The organism is Streptomyces sp. ISL-36 (assembly GCF_018614205.1).
Classification (GTDB): domain Bacteria; phylum Actinomycetota; class Actinomycetes; order Streptomycetales; family Streptomycetaceae; genus Streptomyces.
The window spans coordinates 1-17,481 of record NZ_JAGGOS010000020.1; the positions used below are offsets into that span (position 1 = coordinate 1).

Sequence of the window (17,481 nt, forward strand, 5' to 3'; positions counted from 1 at the left end):
GAAGTGAAACCGGGAGGCTAGGAGCCTGCTCAGATACGGAGACGTGCCGGTTCCTGGCGAGCCGGACACTGTCAGGAGGTTGCTCCGATGCCAGTCCTGCCCCATCTCAGCCTGTGCGCGAGCGAGATGAGGATGCCACGGCGCCATGCTCCTGGGCTTCTCCTCATCGGTACTCACGGCATAAGGGTAGATGCTCGCCCCAAGGCGCGGAGCCGTTCGCCTCAATCTCTGGCGGTCGCAAGGGCACGGGTTCATCGACATGAGCGATCATGTTCGTAGGGCGCGGGGGCGCACCCGAGCTGTGAAGGACCCCCATCATGGGACGCCCCGATAAAGCCGCGCGTGCGGCCATCGCGCGCCGCCGCTCGGACGCCATCGACCTCCGCCTCGCCGGCGTGGACTGGCTGACGATCGCCCGCAAGCTCGCCGCCGACCCCGCGGTCAACAGCGACGGCATCGCCTACCCGCAGGGGTACGGCATCGAGCGGTACCGGAAGAAGCAGGACCCACCGACCGACGAGGCCCTGATCCACGCCGCTTGCCGTGACGTCCGCACCGCGCTCGCCGACCGGCGCGCCGAGCTGAACGACGACGTCGACGAGCTACGCGCCCTGGAGGCCGACAGGCTCGACCGGCTGTTCTTCATCGCCTACAAGAAGGCCGTCCGCGACCAGGACCTCGCGGCCGTCGACCGCACCCTGCGGATCATGGAGCGCCGCGCCCGGCTCCTCGGCCTCGACATGCCCGTCCGCACCGAGCTGTCCGGCCCGGACGGCGGACCGGTCCAGGTCGAGAACTCGACTGTGGACGAGCTGGAGAAGCTGATCGCGCTCACCGATCCGGACACGGAGTGAGGGCCCGGGACTACGAGAGCGTCGTCGCCCACTACAAGACGCTGCCGCCGGCGCAGCGGCGCTCCATAGCCCAGTCCGCCTCCCCGGAACTACGGGCCGAGCTCGTACGTGCCGAACGCCAGCTTGCGATGGACCGCTCCCCGGGCGCGCTCGCCGCCGTGCTCACCGGCGGACAGGAGATGCAGGCCCCGCACCTCGACCTGATCGACCAGGCGTTCATCGACATGGCCGAGGGTCGCTGCGACCGCGTCATGCTCACCATGCCCCCGCGGCACGGCAAGAGCCGACGAGCCTCACGCTGGGCCCCACTGTGGTACCTGCGGCGCAATCCCGGCCACCGCATGATGATCGCCAGCTACTCCGCCGACCTCGCCGACGACCACGGCCGATGGATTAGGGACGCCATTCTCACCTGGGGCGACGACCTCGGCCTTCAGCTCAAGCCCGGCAGCCAGGCCGCCAACCGCTTCGACATCGTCGGCGGCGAGGGCGGACTCCTCGCAGCAGGCCTCGTCGGCGGCCTGACCGGACGCGGCGCGCACATCGCCATCGTGGACGACCCGGTCAAGGACATGGCGGACGCCGACTCCCCGACCATGCGAAGGCGTGCCTGGACTGGTGGACCTCCGTCATCCAAACCCGACTCGAACCGACCGGCGCCATCTGCCTGATCCAGACCCGCTGGCACGAAGACGACCTCGCCGGGCGCATCCTCGCCACCGAGCGCGACGCCTGGCGCGTCATCGACCTCCCCGCCCTCGCCGACAGCCCGGACGATCCCCTTGGCCGGGCACCAGGAGAAGCACTGTGGCCCGAGCGGTTCAGCGCCGCCCACCACGCCAAGACCCGCAAGCGCGTCGGCGAACGAGTCTGGGGCGCCCTGTACATGCAGAAGCCGCGACCGCCCGCGGGAGGCGTGTGGCAGCGCGAGTGGATCGACAACGCCCGCATCAACGCCGTCCAGTTCTCCGGCCTCGACATGGCACGCGTCATCGTCGCCGTCGACCCCGCCGGCGGCGAGAGCACCGTCGGCGACGAGACCGGCATCGTCGGCGTCGCCCGCGACTTCGACCGGCAGCTCTACGTCCTCGCCGACCGGTCCGGCTCGATGGGTGCCAACGACTGGGGCCTGGCCGCCTGTCGCCTGGCTCTGGGGCTCAAGGCCGACGCCATCGTGGTGGAGAAGAACTACGGCGGAGACATGGCGAAACAGGTAGTCACCCAGGCGTGGGAGCAACTGCGCAGGGACGGCGTCACCAAGGGCCTGCTCATGCCGATGATCCTGGAGGTCACCGCGAAAGTCGGAAAACGGCTCCGCGCGGCACCGGTGGCCCAGCTGTACGAGCAGCAACTCGTCCACCACGTCGGCGAGTACACCGAGCTGGAAGACCAGATGGTCACCTGGGTCGAAGGCATGGACAGTCCGGACCGCATGGACGCCGCCGTGCACGGCCTCACGGAGCTGGCCGACCCCGACCAGCTCGACACCCTCCCGCCCGGGTCGGCCGACGACCGCTTCGAGGGGCGAAGGTGACAGCCCCGGAGGTGGCAGCCCCTGCTAGCCGGCCGTATGCGCACCCACGACCACTTGGAGGATTCGACCCAACATGAACTGACCATGCATTAAGTTGTTGGCCTCAGAACGACCGCAGTCACCGAGGCGGACAATCACACGGGAGATCAAGGGTGTTGACAGAGGCGCTGCTTCAGCTGGCGGCTGCGGGGGGCGGAGCGATCGTGGCCGCTGCGGCAACCGACGCCTGGCAGAGTACCAAGGGGGGCGTGGCCCGACTGTTCAACCGCGGGGACGATCGGGAGGAGCAGCGCATCTCCGTGCAGCTCGACCGAATCCCGCACCAGCTGGAGCAGGCGTCCGAGGCGGAACAGGACCAGATCCGGACCGCGCTCGCGGATCGCTGGCGGGTGAAGCTGACGGAGCTCCTGGAGGAGTATCCAGAGCTCGAAGACGAGCTCCGGGCACTCGTCGAGCAGGTCCGCGCGTCGGCACCAGAGGCGCAACAGTTCTTCACCCAGAACAACCACTCGCACGACCAGTCCAGGCAGTACGTCGTCCAGCACGGCACGATCGTGATCAACGATGATCCGGACGCCCGGCAAGGATCATGATGTCCGCCGATCACAGGGGCACCCAGGAGAACAACGCACACGGCAACGCCCGGCAGTACATCGCTCAGAACGGCAACGTCATCGTTCCGGAGGTACCCGAGGAAGCCGGCCACCGAGCGAAGCACCGCAGGTGGGTTAAGTACGGCCTCGCTGGCATCCTGGCCGGTGCAGCGGTGGTGACGTACTTCGTTATCAGGATCGAGGGACACTCCAAGGAGTCCAACAACCTTGCCCGGCACGGCCCGGAACTGAAATCCAATCTCGCAGTGTCGCAGCTGTCGGCCTACATCACGGGAGGTATCGACGGGGAGTCATACGATGCCACTGAACAGAACCCTGTGCGCACGAAGGCGACCAACCTCCACGGGCCCCACATCGACATCACGCTGGGGAACATCGCCAACGGCGCCTCCTTGGTCACGAAGGCCAGCATCAGGTTCAACCGGCTCCAGTCTTTGGAGCCGTGCGCCGCAGTCGGCGGGGAAGTGGTCGTCTCGGCGAACTACCAGTTCAAGATCCCGGATGATCAGCAGCCCGTACCGCCAGCGAAGCCCTTCACCCTCACTAAGACGATCAGCTACGAGGTGACCGCCAACAAGCACGACCGCCTCATGCTCACGGTAGGACTGCCCAATATCCCCGACGGCGCCTCGCCGTGGCTTGGCGTAGTAGACGTCATCCTCGAACACGACGGCGGGCAGCAGCTCAAGATCGGCCCCATCGCCCTCGTGGACACGGGTGCCAACTCTGAGTTCTACCCCGACGGCGACAAGTGGAAGATCCCCGCGGAGCCCGCTGAGGGATGCATCGAGAAGAACATCAAGCTGGTATCCGAGGTCTTGAAGACGCCGAACCTCGTCGTCGCGAGAGAGGTTGCAGGTTTGGACCGCGCCCTCCGGAACTTCAAGGAGTCACCCGCAGGGCAGCCCATGGACGGCACAACGCCGCCACATCCCCCGAATCCCACCAAGGGCCCACCTACGGGACAACCCGCGGATGACGGACAGTCAGCGCCCGCACCGGTCGACACCAATGTCTATACGCTGCTGGACTGACTTTGAGGCGCCGCAGTGGTACGTCCGTGTTCGGAGAATCCCGAGTCAAAGCCCAGCCGGGACCGGGTCCAGATCCCTGGTCACCCAATAGCTGCTTCTGGGAGTGAGTAGCCACTGCTTAGCAGGGCAGACGCCTGCCATGAGCGAGGCCCCGATAGTCGTGCACCCGCCCAGCCATACCGGCGGGCGTAGGGTCACGGTGCAGGGCCGCGGGCAAGAGGTGGCGTACCTCGGGCTGGCCCACTCCGATCACGAACTCGTGGTCTTCCTTGAGGGTGCAGGGCTGCTCGACCCCGACCAAATCCTCGACGATCCGCGCTGGGTGCGATGGCGCGGTGGCCGACCGCACGATTACCAGGCCGCGTGAGGCGCCCACGGCTGCGGGGCGACACGAAACGGAAAGGCCAGTAGTCAAAACGGCCCCAAGAGGAAACAGACCGTCCACCGGGCCAGGGCCTTGGTAGCCTCGCGATCATGAGACCTCGGGGGAGCTGGTCCGTCACGGCGTGCGGCATCCTGTTGGCTGCCGCCTGCCTCACGGGCTGCGCGGCAGACCCCAGCCCCCCGACTGCCGAGGAGCAGAGCGCCGCCCACCTGGACCGCGTACGCGAGACCTACCGGCTCGGGCGCAGCGCGGGTCTGGAACTGCAGCAGCAGAAGATCGCCGACGGCACCCCGCCTTCCTACTCCAGCCCGAGCGAGGAGGAGTGCGCGGCACGGTGGACCCAGCTTGGCGAGCGTGAGCAGACCCCGGGTGACCAGGCGGGATTCCTCGCCGCCTGCTCTTCCTTCCCGGCGCCGGGGCTTCCTGGGCACGACGACGCAGTTGCCGAGGCCAAGAGTCCTCAGCGGGATCACTAGATGCGTGCGAAAGCCAGCGACGATCGCCTCGGCAGTGCGTACCCTTCTGGGCAGTGCCGCAGCAATGAGGGGGATTCGTGCGCGACAGTCTCAAGCCACGGATCGAGGGGCCGTCCGGGGATGCCGGGCAGCGGATGCTCGATCTGGTTTTCCGGCGCTTTCGTCGGTCCGGCGACTGGCCCGAGTTCGATGCCATCGACAGGGCGCTGTACGCGAAGGACGTCAAGAGCGAAGACGCCATAGGGCAACTGCCGGACGGGCTGCTGATCGGGCCTGACCGGAATCGCTGGAACCACCTGCCGTCTCCCGAGACTCGCCTACAGCTAACACTCCCGGGTGCAATCGCGTGCTCCGAGGGCCTGGCCAGGCCCGAAGTGGAAGCCGCAGTCCTGCTGACCCGCCTCGCAGCGGCGGTGGAGAGAAGCTGGAAGCCGACGCCTGACCGCCGGGATCCGTTCATCCAAGCGAGTCGTGCCTACAAGCTCCTGGCATCGGACTCGATGCGCTGGCCTGAGAGCGTTCTTGGGTTCATCAAGGACGAGGGCGGGGTTATGCCCAAGTCCTTCCTTGAGGACTACGCGGCTAAGAAGAGCCGTGTGGAGTCGATTCGTGCCGGAGTGCTGATGCGCGCCGCGAAGTTGCTGGCTGGCGAGCCACAGTTCAAGGGAACCGGGTTCGGTGACGACTACGGATGGGAGCTGCGGTTCGATCGAGAGGTCAGACCGTTTGCCGGTGTGGCTACGCTGGGCGACTACTGGCGCATTCGGTGTGACGCACTGCTGTTGAAGAACGTCGCAGGCATGGTTGCCGCCGTTGCCCCTCCTCAGGCCCGCGAGGCGAACGAGGCGAACGCCCCTGGCGACAGCCAGCCGGACTCGCGGTGGTCAGTCGAGTGCGCGCTGCACGACACCATCGTCGAAGCCGTGGCAGACCGATACGCCACCGGCCACTTCGCAGACGCCGTACAGAAGGCTTTCCAAGCTGTGGAGTACCGCGTGCAGAACCTCATCGATTCGAGCGAGGTGGGTGCCAAGCTGATGGGCAATGCCTTCGGCGGCACGAATCCCCGCTTGATGGTGGCGAGGGCCGAAGGAGCGTCCCAGACCAGCGAACAGGATGGGTTCCGTGACCTGTTTCGCGGTGCCATGGCCGGGCTGCGGAACCCTCGTGTGCACGGACCCCACTACGCGGAGGAGGAAGCCGAGGTTCTGGAAATGCTCGCGTTCGCCAGTCTGCTGATGCGGAGGCTCGACGTGGCGGAGCAGGCACTCAAGGCCGCGGCGGCCGAAGAGTCCTCGGTAGAGTAATCAAGCGGCGTGGGGCCGACTGCCTGGAGGGGCACTGTGGGCCTGCGCGATCTCATCACCGACGCCTGGAGCTGGCTGGACTACAAGCCGACCATGGCCGACCCGCGCCGACCGGGGCGGAATGCCTGGGCGGACCTGACGTCGTCGTGGGTTCCCGACGAGGACCTGCGCCGCCTGGCCGCTTACCGGCTGTTGGCCGCCTATGACTCCAACCAGGCCGGGCAGCTCGCCGAGCTGAGCGGAGACGACGATCGCGGGGAAGAGCGGCGGGAGTTGGGCGACGCCTCCAAGATCGTCGACACCGCCCTCGGCTACCTCCTGGGCTCCGAGCAGACCATCAGCGTGGTCGGCGCCGAGCACGCCGGCGACGAGCCGTCTCCGGAAGCCGCTGCGGCCCGAGCCGTGCAAGAGCGGCTTCGGGCGTGGGCGGAAAAGGAGCTGCTGACGCTCCGGGTCCAGCAGGCCGAGCGGAACGCGATCCTCCTCGGCGACGGTGTCTACACCCTGGCGTGGGACCCGGGGAAGGGACGCGTCCTGCTGCGCACCTGGGACCCGGGCCTGTACTTCCCGGAGTGGCCGGAGGACGGCGAAGACGGCGGTGACTTTCCGATGCGGGTCCACCTGGCCTGGGAACTGCCCGAGGACAAGCGGCGAGGCCTGAAGACCAGGGTGCGCCGGATCACCTACGAGCTCGCTCCCATTGGTCCGGCCAGCCGCCGGGGCACAGTCAAGGGCGGAGGCGCGGTGCGCGAGTTCCTGTACGGCGAGGACGGGACACCGGTCCTCGTCGGGGGCGACGAGCTCAACAAGGACAGCGGCGTCATCACACGCACCTACCCGTGGGCGCCGACCCGGCCCAGCCAGTGGACGTGCTACCTCACGGACGCCGAATGGGAGCTGGACGACCTCCACCACGCCGACCTGCTCTACGACCTGCCGCTGCACAAGGCGACCTACCGGGTGCGCTCAGACGGCGAAGTTCTCGACCGCCTCGACCTGCGCTGCGACTTCATCCCCCTGGTCCACATCACCAACACTATCCCCACCAGCGGCGAACACTGGGGCAAGCCCACCATCGCCACCGTCCTCCAGGGCCTCGATGAGCTGTCGGCCACCGACACCGACAGCTCTGGGGCATCCGCGACGACCGGCTCCCCGATCATCGGCCTGTCCGGGGCACGCCTGCCCATCGACCGGGCCACTGGACACCCGCTGCCGGTGAAGGTCCGGGCCGGCACGGTGTGGCAGCTCAACGACAACGGCAGCATGGACGTCCTCGACACTTCCGCCCAGCTCGCCGAACTCCGGGCCCGAGTCGACCACCTCATCGACCGCGTCGCCGCGAACTCCCGCCTCACCGCCGCTGGCCTTGGCACCCTTGACCCGACCGCGCTGCCCTCCGGCTACGCCCTCCAGCTCGCCTTGGGTCCACTGGACTCGCTGATCGCCGCCATGCGCCTGGCCCGCGACCACAAGTACGCGGTCCTCCTGCGCATGGTTCAGCGCCTCCACCAGGCCGGCCACGCCGACGGATGGCCCGCGGGGGAGTCTCTGCCTGCCCGTCTGATTTGGGGGCCTCACACCCCCACCGACCGCGCCGCCGTCCTGGACGAGGTCGTCAAGGGAGTCGGCGCCGGCGTCCTGTCGGTGGAGACCGGCGTGAAGATGCTCGTCGACGCTGGATACCCGATCGACAACCCGCAGGTGGAGATCGAGCGCATCCAGTCCCGGGCTTTCGAGGCCGCCGCTCGCCTCGCCGACGCCACCGGCGACAACGCCGCAGTCCGGTCTTACCTGCATCTACCGGCAGTGGATTTGGAAATGACGACGGTACCGCTGGTGCCTGACCGGGAAGTGGAGTAGGTGCGAGCGTTGACGACCTCCCCTAAACCCTGCCCTCGCCTGGGCGGTCGGCGCGCTCCCGTCGGCGGTAGTGATGCGCGTCTGACCACCTTGCACTTTGATCGAAAACTTCGGGCTCCGTGGTCGTAGCGTGTGGCGTAGAAGGACCTCAGCCAGGCGCTGAGGTCCTTCTACCATCCCTGCCAGAAGGTGTCAGTGTCGAGTGCAAAGCTGATGAGATAGCGAGCCCAACCGGGCTGGCTGGCACACGGGAAGGGTTCTGGTGGGGGATTCGACGAACACAGGCCGAGCTGACTTCTCAGACCCGACCAAGCACCTCTTGGCCCAGCGTGCTGCGTTTCGATGCTCCAATCCGGAGTGCGGTCGCCTGACGATCGGCCCAGGTACCGGTGCCAAGGATGTGGAGCGATCAGGAACGGCTGCCCACATCTACGCTGCCGCTACTGGTGGACCGCGAGGCACCGGCGGGCTGTCTGCCGAGCAGAGACGGGACGCGAACAACGGCATCTGGTTGTGCGCCAGCTGTGGCCGACTCGTGGACACAAACCAAGGAGGTGATTATCCGGCCACCCTTCTGCGAGGTTGGCGTGACCTGCACGAAACGCGGGTTCGTATGGAACACACCGGCATCGCCCGCCCATTCGGATGGATACGATCTATCGAGATCACGGAGGATGTGTGGCTGGCCGAGCCCACCACTGTCGAGTTCTCCCGCTGCAACATGTTCATGGGCCCCAACAACTCCGGAAAGACACTCTTCCTGTCCCTGTTGTCCGGCCTGTCCCAGCCCTCACCGATCATGCAACGTGTCGCCTACCCGAACTCTTCGGTACACGCGGCGATCAACTGGTACGACCCGCAGCCGCGCACGGCGGCGATCAAGGCGTCAGGCAGCAACCTGGACTTCTCCCTGGATGGCCTGGACGTCCCCTTCGTCGTTCAGCCTTACCAAGTGATCTCCAACCCCCGGTCCTTCGACGTCTTCTCGTGTGGACGGCTTTCGGCAGTGGCATCTGAACTCGGCTTAGACCCATGGAATGTCCGTCAGACGCTGCTGAGCGTCCCAAAGGTTGTGGACGGAGCCGTGAGGGACGTCCGTATCGCAGGCGATCGCATCCATGCCGTTGTCAACGTTGACGGCAATCAGTATCGCTACGAAGCAACCGATGAACGGCGCATAGACCCCATCGTTGCGGTGGAACTTCTCATCGCGCTGGCAGAAACCTATGCCCGGGTTCGCCCAACCATCTTGCTTCTGGATGAAGTTCTGGACTCGGTGCACCCATTGGGCTTCGATCACCTCAGCAAGTTGCTGAGCTCACCTGCACGGGGTTTCCAGACCATCGCTGTAAGCGAGCAGCCGGGAATTCTCAAGAATCCCGACTGGACGGTGACTTACTTTGTCGTCGACCCGGACCAGTCAAGGCGCACGAATGGTCGTGGCTGGGCACGGCTCGTGCAGGAAGAAGCACCCATGGAAGCCTATAAGGCTTGGCGGGAGGCCTCCATGCTCCAAGCTGCGGAACTGCTGGATGCGCTGCGAGCGCAGAACGATGGTCAAGGCCTCTGGGATTGGCGACTCGACAAGGGAAGGTAGGACCTTCCCTTGTTAGATACGCGGCCATCCAGGGGCGGATCACGTCTGGGGCGGCGAGCGCCACCGGAGCGGTGACTACGCTGGCCTCTTGCGAGAGGGGGCTGTAGGCCACTGAAAGGTTCCCGGATGGCGCGCCGCCACTTCCATGGCCGCGAGTGCCGCTCGGTGTGTGCCGGGACGGCTGGCCGAGATCCCCGATCGTCGGCGCCTCGCCGGAAGGCTCGTCAGACAAGCGGGACGACTTGTCCGCCCGAGATGGATCAGGGCGGCCGAGTGGGAGTGAAGGAGCTGTCTGGTGATCTGAAGGCTGACACCCCCGATGCGCTGGTCGGGTTCGTTATGCAGCAGCGGGAAGCTACGTGGGGCGCCGTTCTGCCTGTGGCTGTTCACCAGATGCCGTTCTCCAGCTCTTCGAGGGAGAGGTTCCACTGGGAGTCCTCGTCGGCGAAGGGGGTCTCGTCGAAGGCTCCAACTACCTCGCGAAAGCGCGCTGCCAGCTCTTCTGGGTCGATGTCGTTGTCGTGGTCGACCTCGACCTTGCGGAGCTCGATGAGGGCGAACACGAGGGACTCGATGTCTCGATGGAGCTCGATGTAGTCCATGGCGCCTTCAGGGAAGGCGTAGACCTTGCCTGACTTCGGGTCGAGTGCGAGGAGTGATGTGAACAGGTAGCCCAGGCTCCACCATGACTGGCTTTCCGGGGGGCAGTGCAAGCCGTAGAGCTCGAATCGGCTTCCCAGGGTGATCGCGTCAGTCTCGGGCCCGTAGGGGTCTTCGACGTCCATGCGGGAGGTGAAGACGTCAGAGGTGGGCAGGCCGACCGAGCTCAGGAAGGCCGCAGTACGCTCGTCGTAGCCGGCTACGTTGCTGCGGGGGAAGTAGGTGACGTTGCTCAGACCGTACGTCCTGATGACGTCTTCGGGAGTAACTGTGAAATTCACTGCCGTACCTCGTCGTAGTTATTTACCGTGAGCTTTCCGGAGATTGTCCCGGTAGGTTATGTGCTCTTTGTTAGTCGTTGTGCCGTCGGGTTTATAGTAGTCGGCTACATGTGTCACCTTCAGGTCGCTACCAAAATACGCGTCAAGCCATCGGGCGCACTCTGGGTTCTTCTTACAAGGCTCACGTTCGGTGAACACTTCTTTCAGTCCGTCGCCTGCCCCGTTATGGAGAAGAGGTCGGCCAAGCATGCGCTCGGAGTGTCCCGCCTTGTTGCTGTAGGCGACCAGGATGGATTCTTGGCCGTCTGGCGCGATGTACCGGCCGGCGGCGTAGTTCGTTCCCTTGTAGTCATCGCGCGCTATGCGCGCCGACTGTGTAGCTTGGGCGAGGTCATAGCCGTCCGTGCTGACCTTCTGTGAAGTGACCTTCCCTGTGTGGCCCTGGGGAGTGTGCCACTCGGCCTTTTCCTTCTCGGTCTTCGGCACCCACGCCTTACCGTCGGTGAGAACTCCGTCGAGGCGACTCTTGTCGCTGGCGCTGAGGGAGTCCAGGTCGCCGCTGGCACTGAGAAGCCGTATCTCAACCGAACGTGATCCCTTGGTTTCTGCTGGTCAGGAATGGTTTCGCTCGGGTTGAGGGAGCCATGTCGACGTCTTGTGTCCGCTTCATGGTCAAGGGGTGCGCGGTGGCGTCGGTGCTGGGAATGTTGGAGGAGCGGGAGGCGGCTGCCCGCGTGCGGGTGGAGGGCTTGCGGGAGGAACTCGCTGGGCTGGCTGAGGTGTTGGAGGCCGCGGAGATCGAGTTGGACCGGCGGGTGATCGCGCGGGAGGAACTGGTAGAGGCCCTGGCAGTCTCTGCGGCCGAGTCCACTGCCGTGACCACGACCGGGGCGGAGGAGGAAGCGGCGCCGTCGCTCGGGCCGGTGCCGGGCTCGACGGTGCCGCCCTGGCGGGAAGGGCTGCCGGTGACGGTTCTGGCGCCGGACTATCAGCGGATTCTGGGCGTGCTCGAACAGCAGCGGTCCACGGGTCACGGGCCGCTTCGAGCCAAGGAGATCGCTGTGGAGCTGGGCCTTGGGGCGACCCCAGCGAAGGTCGAGGGGCTGCGGTCGAAAGCCCGGCGCCTGGCGGAGCGCGGATGGCTCCTCCTGGAGACGTCGGGGGCATTCAGTGCCGGCCGGCGGCCCGTGGCCGTGCCAGACGTCGGCTCATCCGCGTGACCATCGACCACTGGATCATCGCTTCGCTGGTGGCGGGCAGGGTCTCGTAGTCCCGGGCCAGTCGGCGGGAGTTCATCAGCCACGCGAACGTGCGCTCTGCCACCCAACGCCTGGGCAGCACCACGAACCCTGTCATGTCGTCGGTGCGCTTGACGATCTCCAAAGTCAGGGCGAGTTTGTCCCGGCACCAGTCGACGAGGCCGCCGGTGTAGCCGCCGTCGGCCCAGACGAGGGTGATGTCGCGGTGCAGGCGGCGCAGCCGTGTCAACAGGCCCGCCGCGGCGTCGTGGTCGCCGATGTTCGCGGCGGTGACCGTGACGACCAGGAGCAGACCGAGGGTGTCGGTCACGATGTGCCGTTTGCGGCCTGGCACCTTCTTCCCGCCGTCGTAGCCGCGTGAGGGGGCCGGCACCGTCGCGGCGGCCCGCACCGACTGCGCGTCGATGATCCCCGCCGTGGGCTCGGCCTCGCGGCCCTCATGCTCACGGACCTTCCCGCGCAGCCGGTCGTGGAACTCGGCGATCAGCCCGTGCTCGCGCCAGCGCCGGAAGAAGGCGTAAACCCGGCCCCAGCCGGGGAAGTCCGCGGGCAGTGCCCGCCACGGGATCCCGCCCGCGACCAGGTAACGGATCGCGTCCAGCAGTTGCCGATGGCAGTAGCCCTCGGGCCGTCCGCCCCGCCCCTGAAGCCAGGCCGGCACCGGCAACAATGTCCGCACGGCCGCCCACTCCGCGTCCGTCATGTCCGACGGATACCGGCGCACCCGATCGGGATGATCGGCCGCGTTGCCGTACACGTGCGCGAGACAATCGCACGACACGACGGGCGAGTTGAAGTCAACGGGCTCGGACGCGTACAACAACGACAACAGGGCCTCCGGGAACCGCTCGGAATGGGATCGCACCCCCGAGCTACCAGGAGGCCCTGCCTTCATGCGCGTACCGGCGGAAGATCACCCGACCAGGAACTCCGTTCGACCTGCACGTTCCAAGATCGGTTGAGATACGGCTTCTGAGGCGTTGGACAGTGCCGTCTGCGTTGAGGAGGTACATCGGGACTGCGTCGTCATCCTTGTCGCACTTCTTGAGCTTGTCCTTGACGTCGTCGTCGTGGTCCTTGTGGCTGCCATTGCTCTTGTCGATCTTGCCGCCGTGGTCTTCGAGGGTCTTGACCATCTGGTCGGCCTTCTTGTCGACCGCGTCCTCGGCCTTGTCCATGACGGTGGCGAGCTTGTGGAAGCGGCTGTCTTTCTTGACCGACGTCTTGCGGCCGACTCCGCCGTCCTTGAACTCGCCCTTTTTCTTGTCGAAGTTGGTGGCGGTCTTCTGGTAATCGCCGGCCGCTTGTTCGAACTCGGCGAACTCGATGACGAGGTCCTGGGCCATGTCGGTGCTGCCTGAGGCCATGACGTCATGAGTTGCTCCACCGCCGAGCTTGTCGGAGAACAGCTTCTCGATCTCCCCGAGGATCTTGCCTTCGATCTTGTCGGTGACGATCGAGGTGATCTGGTCGATGGCGTAGTCGATGGCTTCCTGAATGAGGAGCCGTGCTGCGCCGATGGCCGCGGCGGACAGCAGGCCGCTGAGACCGGCGGTGAAGAACATGCCGACGACCCCGGCGGTGGCGGTGGCGGCGGTCGCGGTCAGCTTGGCGATGATCGCGACTTTGCAGCCGACGATGAGGTCGGCACAGTCGTCCAGTGCGCCGGCGAGGTCGTCGCATCCTTTGGCGAAGGTCGCCAGGTCTCTGGTGGTGAGTTTGCCCCAGCGGCGGTCGATGGCTGTGACCGTCTCGCCTTTGCTCTTGCCGGCGACGATGTGGGAGCAGGCGTTGTTGCCTTCCTTGACCGCGTCGCGGATGCCCTCGGCCAGTTTGCGGTAGTCCTTGGCTGAGGCCTTGACCTCGTCCTCGTCGATCTGCGGCCAGTCGACGCCCACAAGGTCCAAGACCTCAACCAGGTCATCAGGCAGCGTCATCCCCATATGAAACCCCCGTTCAGCGCCAACCTCCCACTCTCGCCACAGACTGAGGGGCCGTCAACTTGGCAAGGGTGAGGACGCTGTGAAATCGGTCAACTCGCACCCCGCAGCTAGGCGACATCTCCGTCGAAGCGCGGCTGCTGTGGAATGAGGCAGGTCAGAGCCTCGTCCATGCCGATTAGGACGCGGCCGTCCTCATCGAGAACGACTGCGCGAACGGGTGGTCCGGGCCGGAACGTTTGCTGAACGCCGGTGTCCCAGTAGACGCACTCGACGGCGCCGTCGCCCCAAGCGACAACGGTCGCAAGCCCGTTCTTCGTGGCCTCGGCGTCGAGGGAGACCACAGGGCAGGGCCGTTGAAGAACGGGTGCGGTCATGGGCGCGTTGCCAGGCGACCATACGTGGACGGCGCCGTCCACGCCGCCGCTGTATATGAGAGGCACAGTCGTCTCGCTATCCAGTCGCATCCTGACCGCAGCAAGAGCAGTGACCGGTCCGTTGTGCAACGCCACTGTGGCCGCTACATCCCCGAAGGCCCGCACTGTGCCTGTTGCGTCACCCAGTGCCGCAACTCCCACTGCGCGGCCCTCGGTATACGCCAGGGCTGTACCGACCTGCTCTCGCAGATCATTGGTTAGTACCTCAGTGCCGGTGGGAGCGTCGCTGAGTAGCCCTGCGATGCCTGATCCTCCCGGCTGTGCGACCCACGTCGTGTCCGTGTGGACTCGGCCGTGCTCGTCCAGCATGACCACCGTTCCGTCTGCCAGCACCGAAAGTGAATCTGGCTGAACCCCTGCCCACGACAGCCGTCCACGAGAGGTTGCGTCAGCGACGTGCACAATTCGGGTAACGCTGCCGTGTCCGGCTATGAGCAGGCAGTTGGCAAGAGGGCCTTTCCCTGTCGCCAGCGCAGAGACAGGCCCAGGCCAGGGCGGCGCCATGTCGCCGCGGACACGGCTCCACTCCATTCTCCAAGGACTGGCGTGCGCTTGGGCAGCCAGTGCGGGCGCCAGCCTGGGATCCGCACCGTCACCCAGGACGGTTAGCAACGTTAGAGCACGGGATGCAGGCGGCTGCTCGAAACGCAGAGCCTGGCCTGCGCGCAGCCACGCGTCACGAAGCCCGCCGTGTGAGTGTTCCGTCTCTGCTTCGAACGCTGCGGTGACCTCCCACGGGTCCGCCTCACAGACGGCCAACGGATCAGAGAGATCTACGTTCCCGACTCGCGGGGCCGGCGTGGCCAGAGCACCATTTTCGGGCAACGACGCCCGCCACTGCTCATAGCGGTGCTCGTCTCGCCACTGCTCCAAGTCCAGATTGAGCTCAGCACACTCAGCCTGGGCCAGAAGGCGGTGTGCCGGGCTCCCAGTCCGGGACTCGACGATCAGTCTCAGCTGCGGCAGTTGGATCAGAGCGAGGACCAGTTCGGCGACTGATTCGCTGTGGAGATCCGGAAGGACGATCACCGTGCGGCGTGGATCAAGGCGCAGCGAAGCGACGAGCTCACCTGGTATGCGAGCCACCAGTCCAAGTTGGTCAGCGATCGACCACACGGTTCCGTACAGACTCTTCCCAGCGGAAGGAACGACGGCGTGGACAGCACGCTCGGGTGCCGTCTCCGTCTGACTTCCGTGGCGAACGAGCCACGCAAGCAATGCCGATTTCCCGCAGCCCTCGGACCCAGAGACCAGACAGAGACGAGGAGCCTGAGGATCGGCAAGCCAGCCCAGCAGTGCCGCTGCCGCAGGTTCACGGCCAGCGGCAGGTCGTTCCCAGCGCATCAGCGGCCCCTCGATTGCTCTGCAGCGTGAGTGATCAACTGCTTCATTCCCTCCTCGCGGGACTCCGCAGTGTCTCCGTAGTCGAAGCTGTGAGTGAACTCTGCTCCTGGGAAGGCCCTTTGCATCCACACCGCGCAGTAGTGGCCTGGCATGAGGCACGGCTCCAGCTCGCAGTAAACGCGGCGAACCTGGTCCGGTTCCACGCCGGCATCCGACAAGCGACGCCAGATGATCTCTTCAGGATGCGGCTGCCCTGGCCCTGTGGCTTCCGTGACGACCTGCTTAGTGCCAGATGAGTCGACGTACTCGAACGCGGCGGAGAAGGGGAAGTTGAGCGTGTGGCGGATGTCGTCGAGGATGCGGGGCCACCAAGCCTCCCGCTCGTTGAACGCCGCCTGGTCAATACGCGTGAGTTCCGTTTTGAGACGACCGTAGACGGCAGCTGCCTCCTCAAGTCTCGAAGCTGTGGCGAGCAAGGGCTGGGCACGGTCGAGCGCCAGCAGCGAGGCGTTCAGCGTCGAGACGTCCGTGTTGACGAACATGGCATCCGTCACGTCCTCGAGGACCACGGCCTGAACGGCACCATCCGGTCGGACACATAGGTGTGCCAAGCCATCGAACCCGATCCGAGGCCATGTCTCCATCTCTGCATGCGGCCTCGGCCCAGCACCTCGCGCGGCGACAACTCCCAGGGTGACCGGCTCGTCGGCAGTCGGCGCCTGAAAGTAGGGAAAAACGCTCCGAGGAACGCCGGACTCCTCCAAGAGCATCTGCGCTGCCGTGGGCACTCGAGCTCCCAACAAGCTGCCCGGGCCGAATCTCCGCAGGCCCTCGCGACCGAAGTGCTGAACCAGCTCGTCAGGTCGGTCCGGATGGGGGGACGACATGGATACCTCTCAAGAGGGTCGGCTGATGGCTATCGACGACCTTATCTGTGTGCGATCGCAGTGCCCCATCCGCGAGGATGCGTGCCTGTCCTGCCGGTGAAGGTCCGGGTCGGCACGGTGTGGCAGCTCAACGACAACGGCAGCATGGACGTCCTCGACACTTCCGCCCAGCTCGCTGAACTCCGGGCCCGAGTCGACCACCTCATCGACCGTGTCGCCGCCAACTCCCGCCTTACCGCCGTGGGCCTCGGCACCCTCGATCCGACCGCTCTTCCCTCCGGCTACGCCCTGCAGCTCGCCCTGGGTCCGCTGGACTCGCTGGTCGCCTCTATGCGCCTGGCCCGCGCCCACAAGTACGTCGTCCTCCTGCGTATGGTCCAGCGGCTCCACCAGGCCGGGCACGCCGAGGGATGGCCCGCAGGGGAGTCGCTGCCCGCCCGCCTCATGTGGGGATCGCACACGCCCACCGACCGCGCCGCCGTCCTGGACGAAGTGGTCAAGGGAGTCGGCGCCGGAGTCCTGTCCGTGGAGACCGGCGTGAAGATGCTCATCGACGCCGGGTACCCCATCGACGATGCGCAGGCCGAGATCGAGCGCATCCAGTCCCGGGCCTTCGAGGCCGCCACCCGCTTGGCAGACGCCACAGGGGACAACGCTGCCGTACGGGATTACCTTGCCTGCCCAAGGTGGACTCGGAGATGCGGGCTGCGCCGCTGGTCACCACAGCGATAGCTGAGTGACGGCTGCAGCCCAGCGGTCAGCAGCGCCGCTGGGGGACTGGATCAGGGTCTCCTGTGCCACTGACCGTGCGCGCCCCTTCTGCACCAAGACGCGCCCTACGGGCTGTAGGGGCCGCGACTGGTAGAGGCGCGGCACGTGGTGGGTTATCCAGCACTTCAACACATCTGTTTGGCTGAAAATGATCATAAACACCGGGGACGGAGGGTCCACTGGGGCGACGAACGGGGTCGAATACGTCACTAAGAGTGGTCAGTCGCCCCGGCGCTGA

Annotated in this window: 17 protein-coding genes; 11 read left to right on the forward strand and 6 right to left on the reverse strand. The window is 66.0% G+C overall.

The features are described 5' to 3' along the window. Positions 1-317 precede the first annotated feature (317 nt). The 9 genes from J7E93_RS05580 to J7E93_RS05615 all read left to right on the forward strand — a co-directional run bounded on the left by J7E93_RS05580 (position 318) and on the right by J7E93_RS05615 (position 9,664). Positions 318-854, forward strand: a complete 537-nt coding sequence (locus J7E93_RS05580) for a hypothetical protein (protein WP_215066129.1) — start codon at positions 318-320, stop codon at positions 852-854. Then, positions 851-1,525: a terminase large subunit domain-containing protein gene (locus tag J7E93_RS37980; protein ID WP_308367859.1), complete on the forward strand. Its 675-nt coding sequence runs from the start codon at positions 851-853 to the stop codon at positions 1,523-1,525. Before J7E93_RS05580 ends, J7E93_RS37980 begins: the two co-directional genes overlap by 4 nt. A 215-nt stretch (positions 1,526-1,740) precedes the next feature. Next, positions 1,741-2,388 carry a hypothetical protein gene (locus J7E93_RS36750; protein WP_251066095.1) on the forward strand — a complete coding sequence of 216 codons (648 nt, stop codon included), beginning with the start codon at positions 1,741-1,743 and terminating at the stop codon, positions 2,386-2,388. A gap of 248 nt (positions 2,389-2,636) precedes the next feature. Continuing rightward, entirely contained in the window at positions 2,637-2,981 is a 345-nt protein-coding gene (locus tag J7E93_RS05590) for a hypothetical protein (RefSeq protein WP_215066130.1), read from the forward strand. After that, on the forward strand, positions 2,981-4,036 hold the full coding sequence (locus J7E93_RS05595) for a hypothetical protein (protein WP_215066131.1): 1,056 nt from the start codon (positions 2,981-2,983) through the stop codon (positions 4,034-4,036). The genes J7E93_RS05590 and J7E93_RS05595 overlap by 1 nt, the downstream gene beginning before the upstream one ends. A 474-nt stretch (positions 4,037-4,510) precedes the next feature. Continuing rightward, entirely contained in the window at positions 4,511-4,897 is a 387-nt protein-coding gene (locus J7E93_RS05600) for a hypothetical protein (RefSeq protein ID WP_215066132.1), read from the forward strand. Positions 4,898-4,974: 77 nt separating this feature from the next. Beyond that, positions 4,975-6,204 carry a TIGR02391 family protein gene (locus J7E93_RS37985; RefSeq protein ID WP_308367862.1) on the forward strand — a complete coding sequence of 410 codons (1,230 nt, stop codon included), beginning with the start codon at positions 4,975-4,977 and terminating at the stop codon, positions 6,202-6,204. Between the two features lie 36 nt (positions 6,205-6,240). Further along, positions 6,241-8,067 carry a hypothetical protein gene (locus J7E93_RS05610; protein ID WP_215066133.1) on the forward strand — a complete coding sequence of 609 codons (1,827 nt, stop codon included), beginning with the start codon at positions 6,241-6,243 and terminating at the stop codon, positions 8,065-8,067. A 613-nt stretch (positions 8,068-8,680) separates the two neighbouring features. Next, a complete protein-coding gene (locus tag J7E93_RS05615; protein WP_215066134.1) occupies positions 8,681-9,664 on the forward strand; it encodes a hypothetical protein in 984 nt (327 codons plus the stop codon). 386 nt (positions 9,665-10,050) lie between these two features. Here J7E93_RS05615 and J7E93_RS05620 read toward each other — a convergent pair whose 3' ends face one another. Both J7E93_RS05620 and J7E93_RS37760 read right to left on the reverse strand, forming a co-directional pair. Continuing rightward, complete coding sequence (locus J7E93_RS05620; protein ID WP_215066135.1) at positions 10,051-10,605, reverse strand: SUKH-4 family immunity protein; 555 nt, start codon at positions 10,603-10,605, stop codon at positions 10,051-10,053. Between the two features lie 18 nt (positions 10,606-10,623). After that, positions 10,624-11,091 carry a nucleic acid/nucleotide deaminase domain-containing protein gene (locus J7E93_RS37760; protein ID WP_215066136.1) on the reverse strand — a complete coding sequence of 156 codons (468 nt, stop codon included), beginning with the start codon at positions 11,089-11,091 and terminating at the stop codon, positions 10,624-10,626. A 158-nt stretch (positions 11,092-11,249) separates the two neighbouring features. Between J7E93_RS37760 and J7E93_RS05630 the strand changes: the two genes are divergently transcribed. After that, positions 11,250-11,825 (forward strand): hypothetical protein, encoded by a 576-nt coding sequence (locus tag J7E93_RS05630; RefSeq protein WP_215066137.1) that lies wholly within the window; start codon positions 11,250-11,252, stop codon positions 11,823-11,825. Here the strand turns inward: J7E93_RS05630 and J7E93_RS05635 are convergent. The 4 genes from J7E93_RS05635 to J7E93_RS05650 form a co-directional block, all read right to left on the reverse strand. Beyond that, entirely contained in the window at positions 11,773-12,567 is a 795-nt protein-coding gene (locus J7E93_RS05635; protein ID WP_251066097.1) for an IS5 family transposase, read from the reverse strand. The two genes, J7E93_RS05630 and J7E93_RS05635, sit on opposite strands and share 53 nt — an antisense overlap. A gap of 169 nt (positions 12,568-12,736) precedes the next feature. Further along, positions 12,737-13,801, reverse strand: coding sequence for a hypothetical protein (locus J7E93_RS05640; RefSeq protein ID WP_215066139.1), 1,065 nt, complete (start codon positions 13,799-13,801; stop codon positions 12,737-12,739). 113 nt (positions 13,802-13,914) lie between these two features. Beyond that, a complete protein-coding gene (locus tag J7E93_RS36765) occupies positions 13,915-14,550 on the reverse strand; it encodes a hypothetical protein (RefSeq protein WP_251066098.1) in 636 nt (211 codons plus the stop codon). 1,034 nt (positions 14,551-15,584) lie between these two features. Then, positions 15,585-16,472, reverse strand: coding sequence for a nucleic acid/nucleotide deaminase domain-containing protein (locus J7E93_RS05650; RefSeq protein WP_215066141.1), 888 nt, complete (start codon positions 16,470-16,472; stop codon positions 15,585-15,587). 81 nt (positions 16,473-16,553) lie between these two features. On the opposite strand from J7E93_RS05650, the gene J7E93_RS05655 reads away from it, so the two are divergent. After that, positions 16,554-17,204 (forward strand): hypothetical protein, encoded by a 651-nt coding sequence (locus J7E93_RS05655; protein WP_215066142.1) that lies wholly within the window; start codon positions 16,554-16,556, stop codon positions 17,202-17,204. Positions 17,205-17,481 lie beyond the last annotated feature (277 nt).

Bases quoted from the DNA above. Each gene is read 5' to 3' on its own strand.
- J7E93_RS05650 (WP_215066141.1), bottom strand. From the start codon at position 16,472: ATGTCGTCCCCCCATCCGGACCGACCTGACGAGCTGGTTCAGCACTTC.
- J7E93_RS05635 (WP_251066097.1), bottom strand. From the start codon at position 12,567: ATGACGGACGCGGAGTGGGCGGCCGTGCGGACATTGTTGCCGGTGCCG.
- J7E93_RS36750 (WP_251066095.1), top strand. From the start codon at position 1,741: ATGCAGAAGCCGCGACCGCCCGCGGGAGGCGTGTGGCAGCGCGAGTGG.
- J7E93_RS05615 (WP_215066134.1), top strand. From the start codon at position 8,681: ATGGAACACACCGGCATCGCCCGCCCATTCGGATGGATACGATCTATC.
- J7E93_RS05580 (WP_215066129.1), top strand. From the start codon at position 318: ATGGGACGCCCCGATAAAGCCGCGCGTGCGGCCATCGCGCGCCGCCGC.
- J7E93_RS05595 (WP_215066131.1), top strand. From the start codon at position 2,981: ATGTCCGCCGATCACAGGGGCACCCAGGAGAACAACGCACACGGCAAC.
- J7E93_RS05630 (WP_215066137.1), top strand. From the start codon at position 11,250: ATGTCGACGTCTTGTGTCCGCTTCATGGTCAAGGGGTGCGCGGTGGCG.
- J7E93_RS05600 (WP_215066132.1), top strand. From the start codon at position 4,511: ATGAGACCTCGGGGGAGCTGGTCCGTCACGGCGTGCGGCATCCTGTTG.
- J7E93_RS05640 (WP_215066139.1), bottom strand. From the start codon at position 13,801: ATGACGCTGCCTGATGACCTGGTTGAGGTCTTGGACCTTGTGGGCGTC.
- J7E93_RS36765 (WP_251066098.1), bottom strand. From the start codon at position 14,550: ATGCTGGACGAGCACGGCCGAGTCCACACGGACACGACGTGGGTCGCA.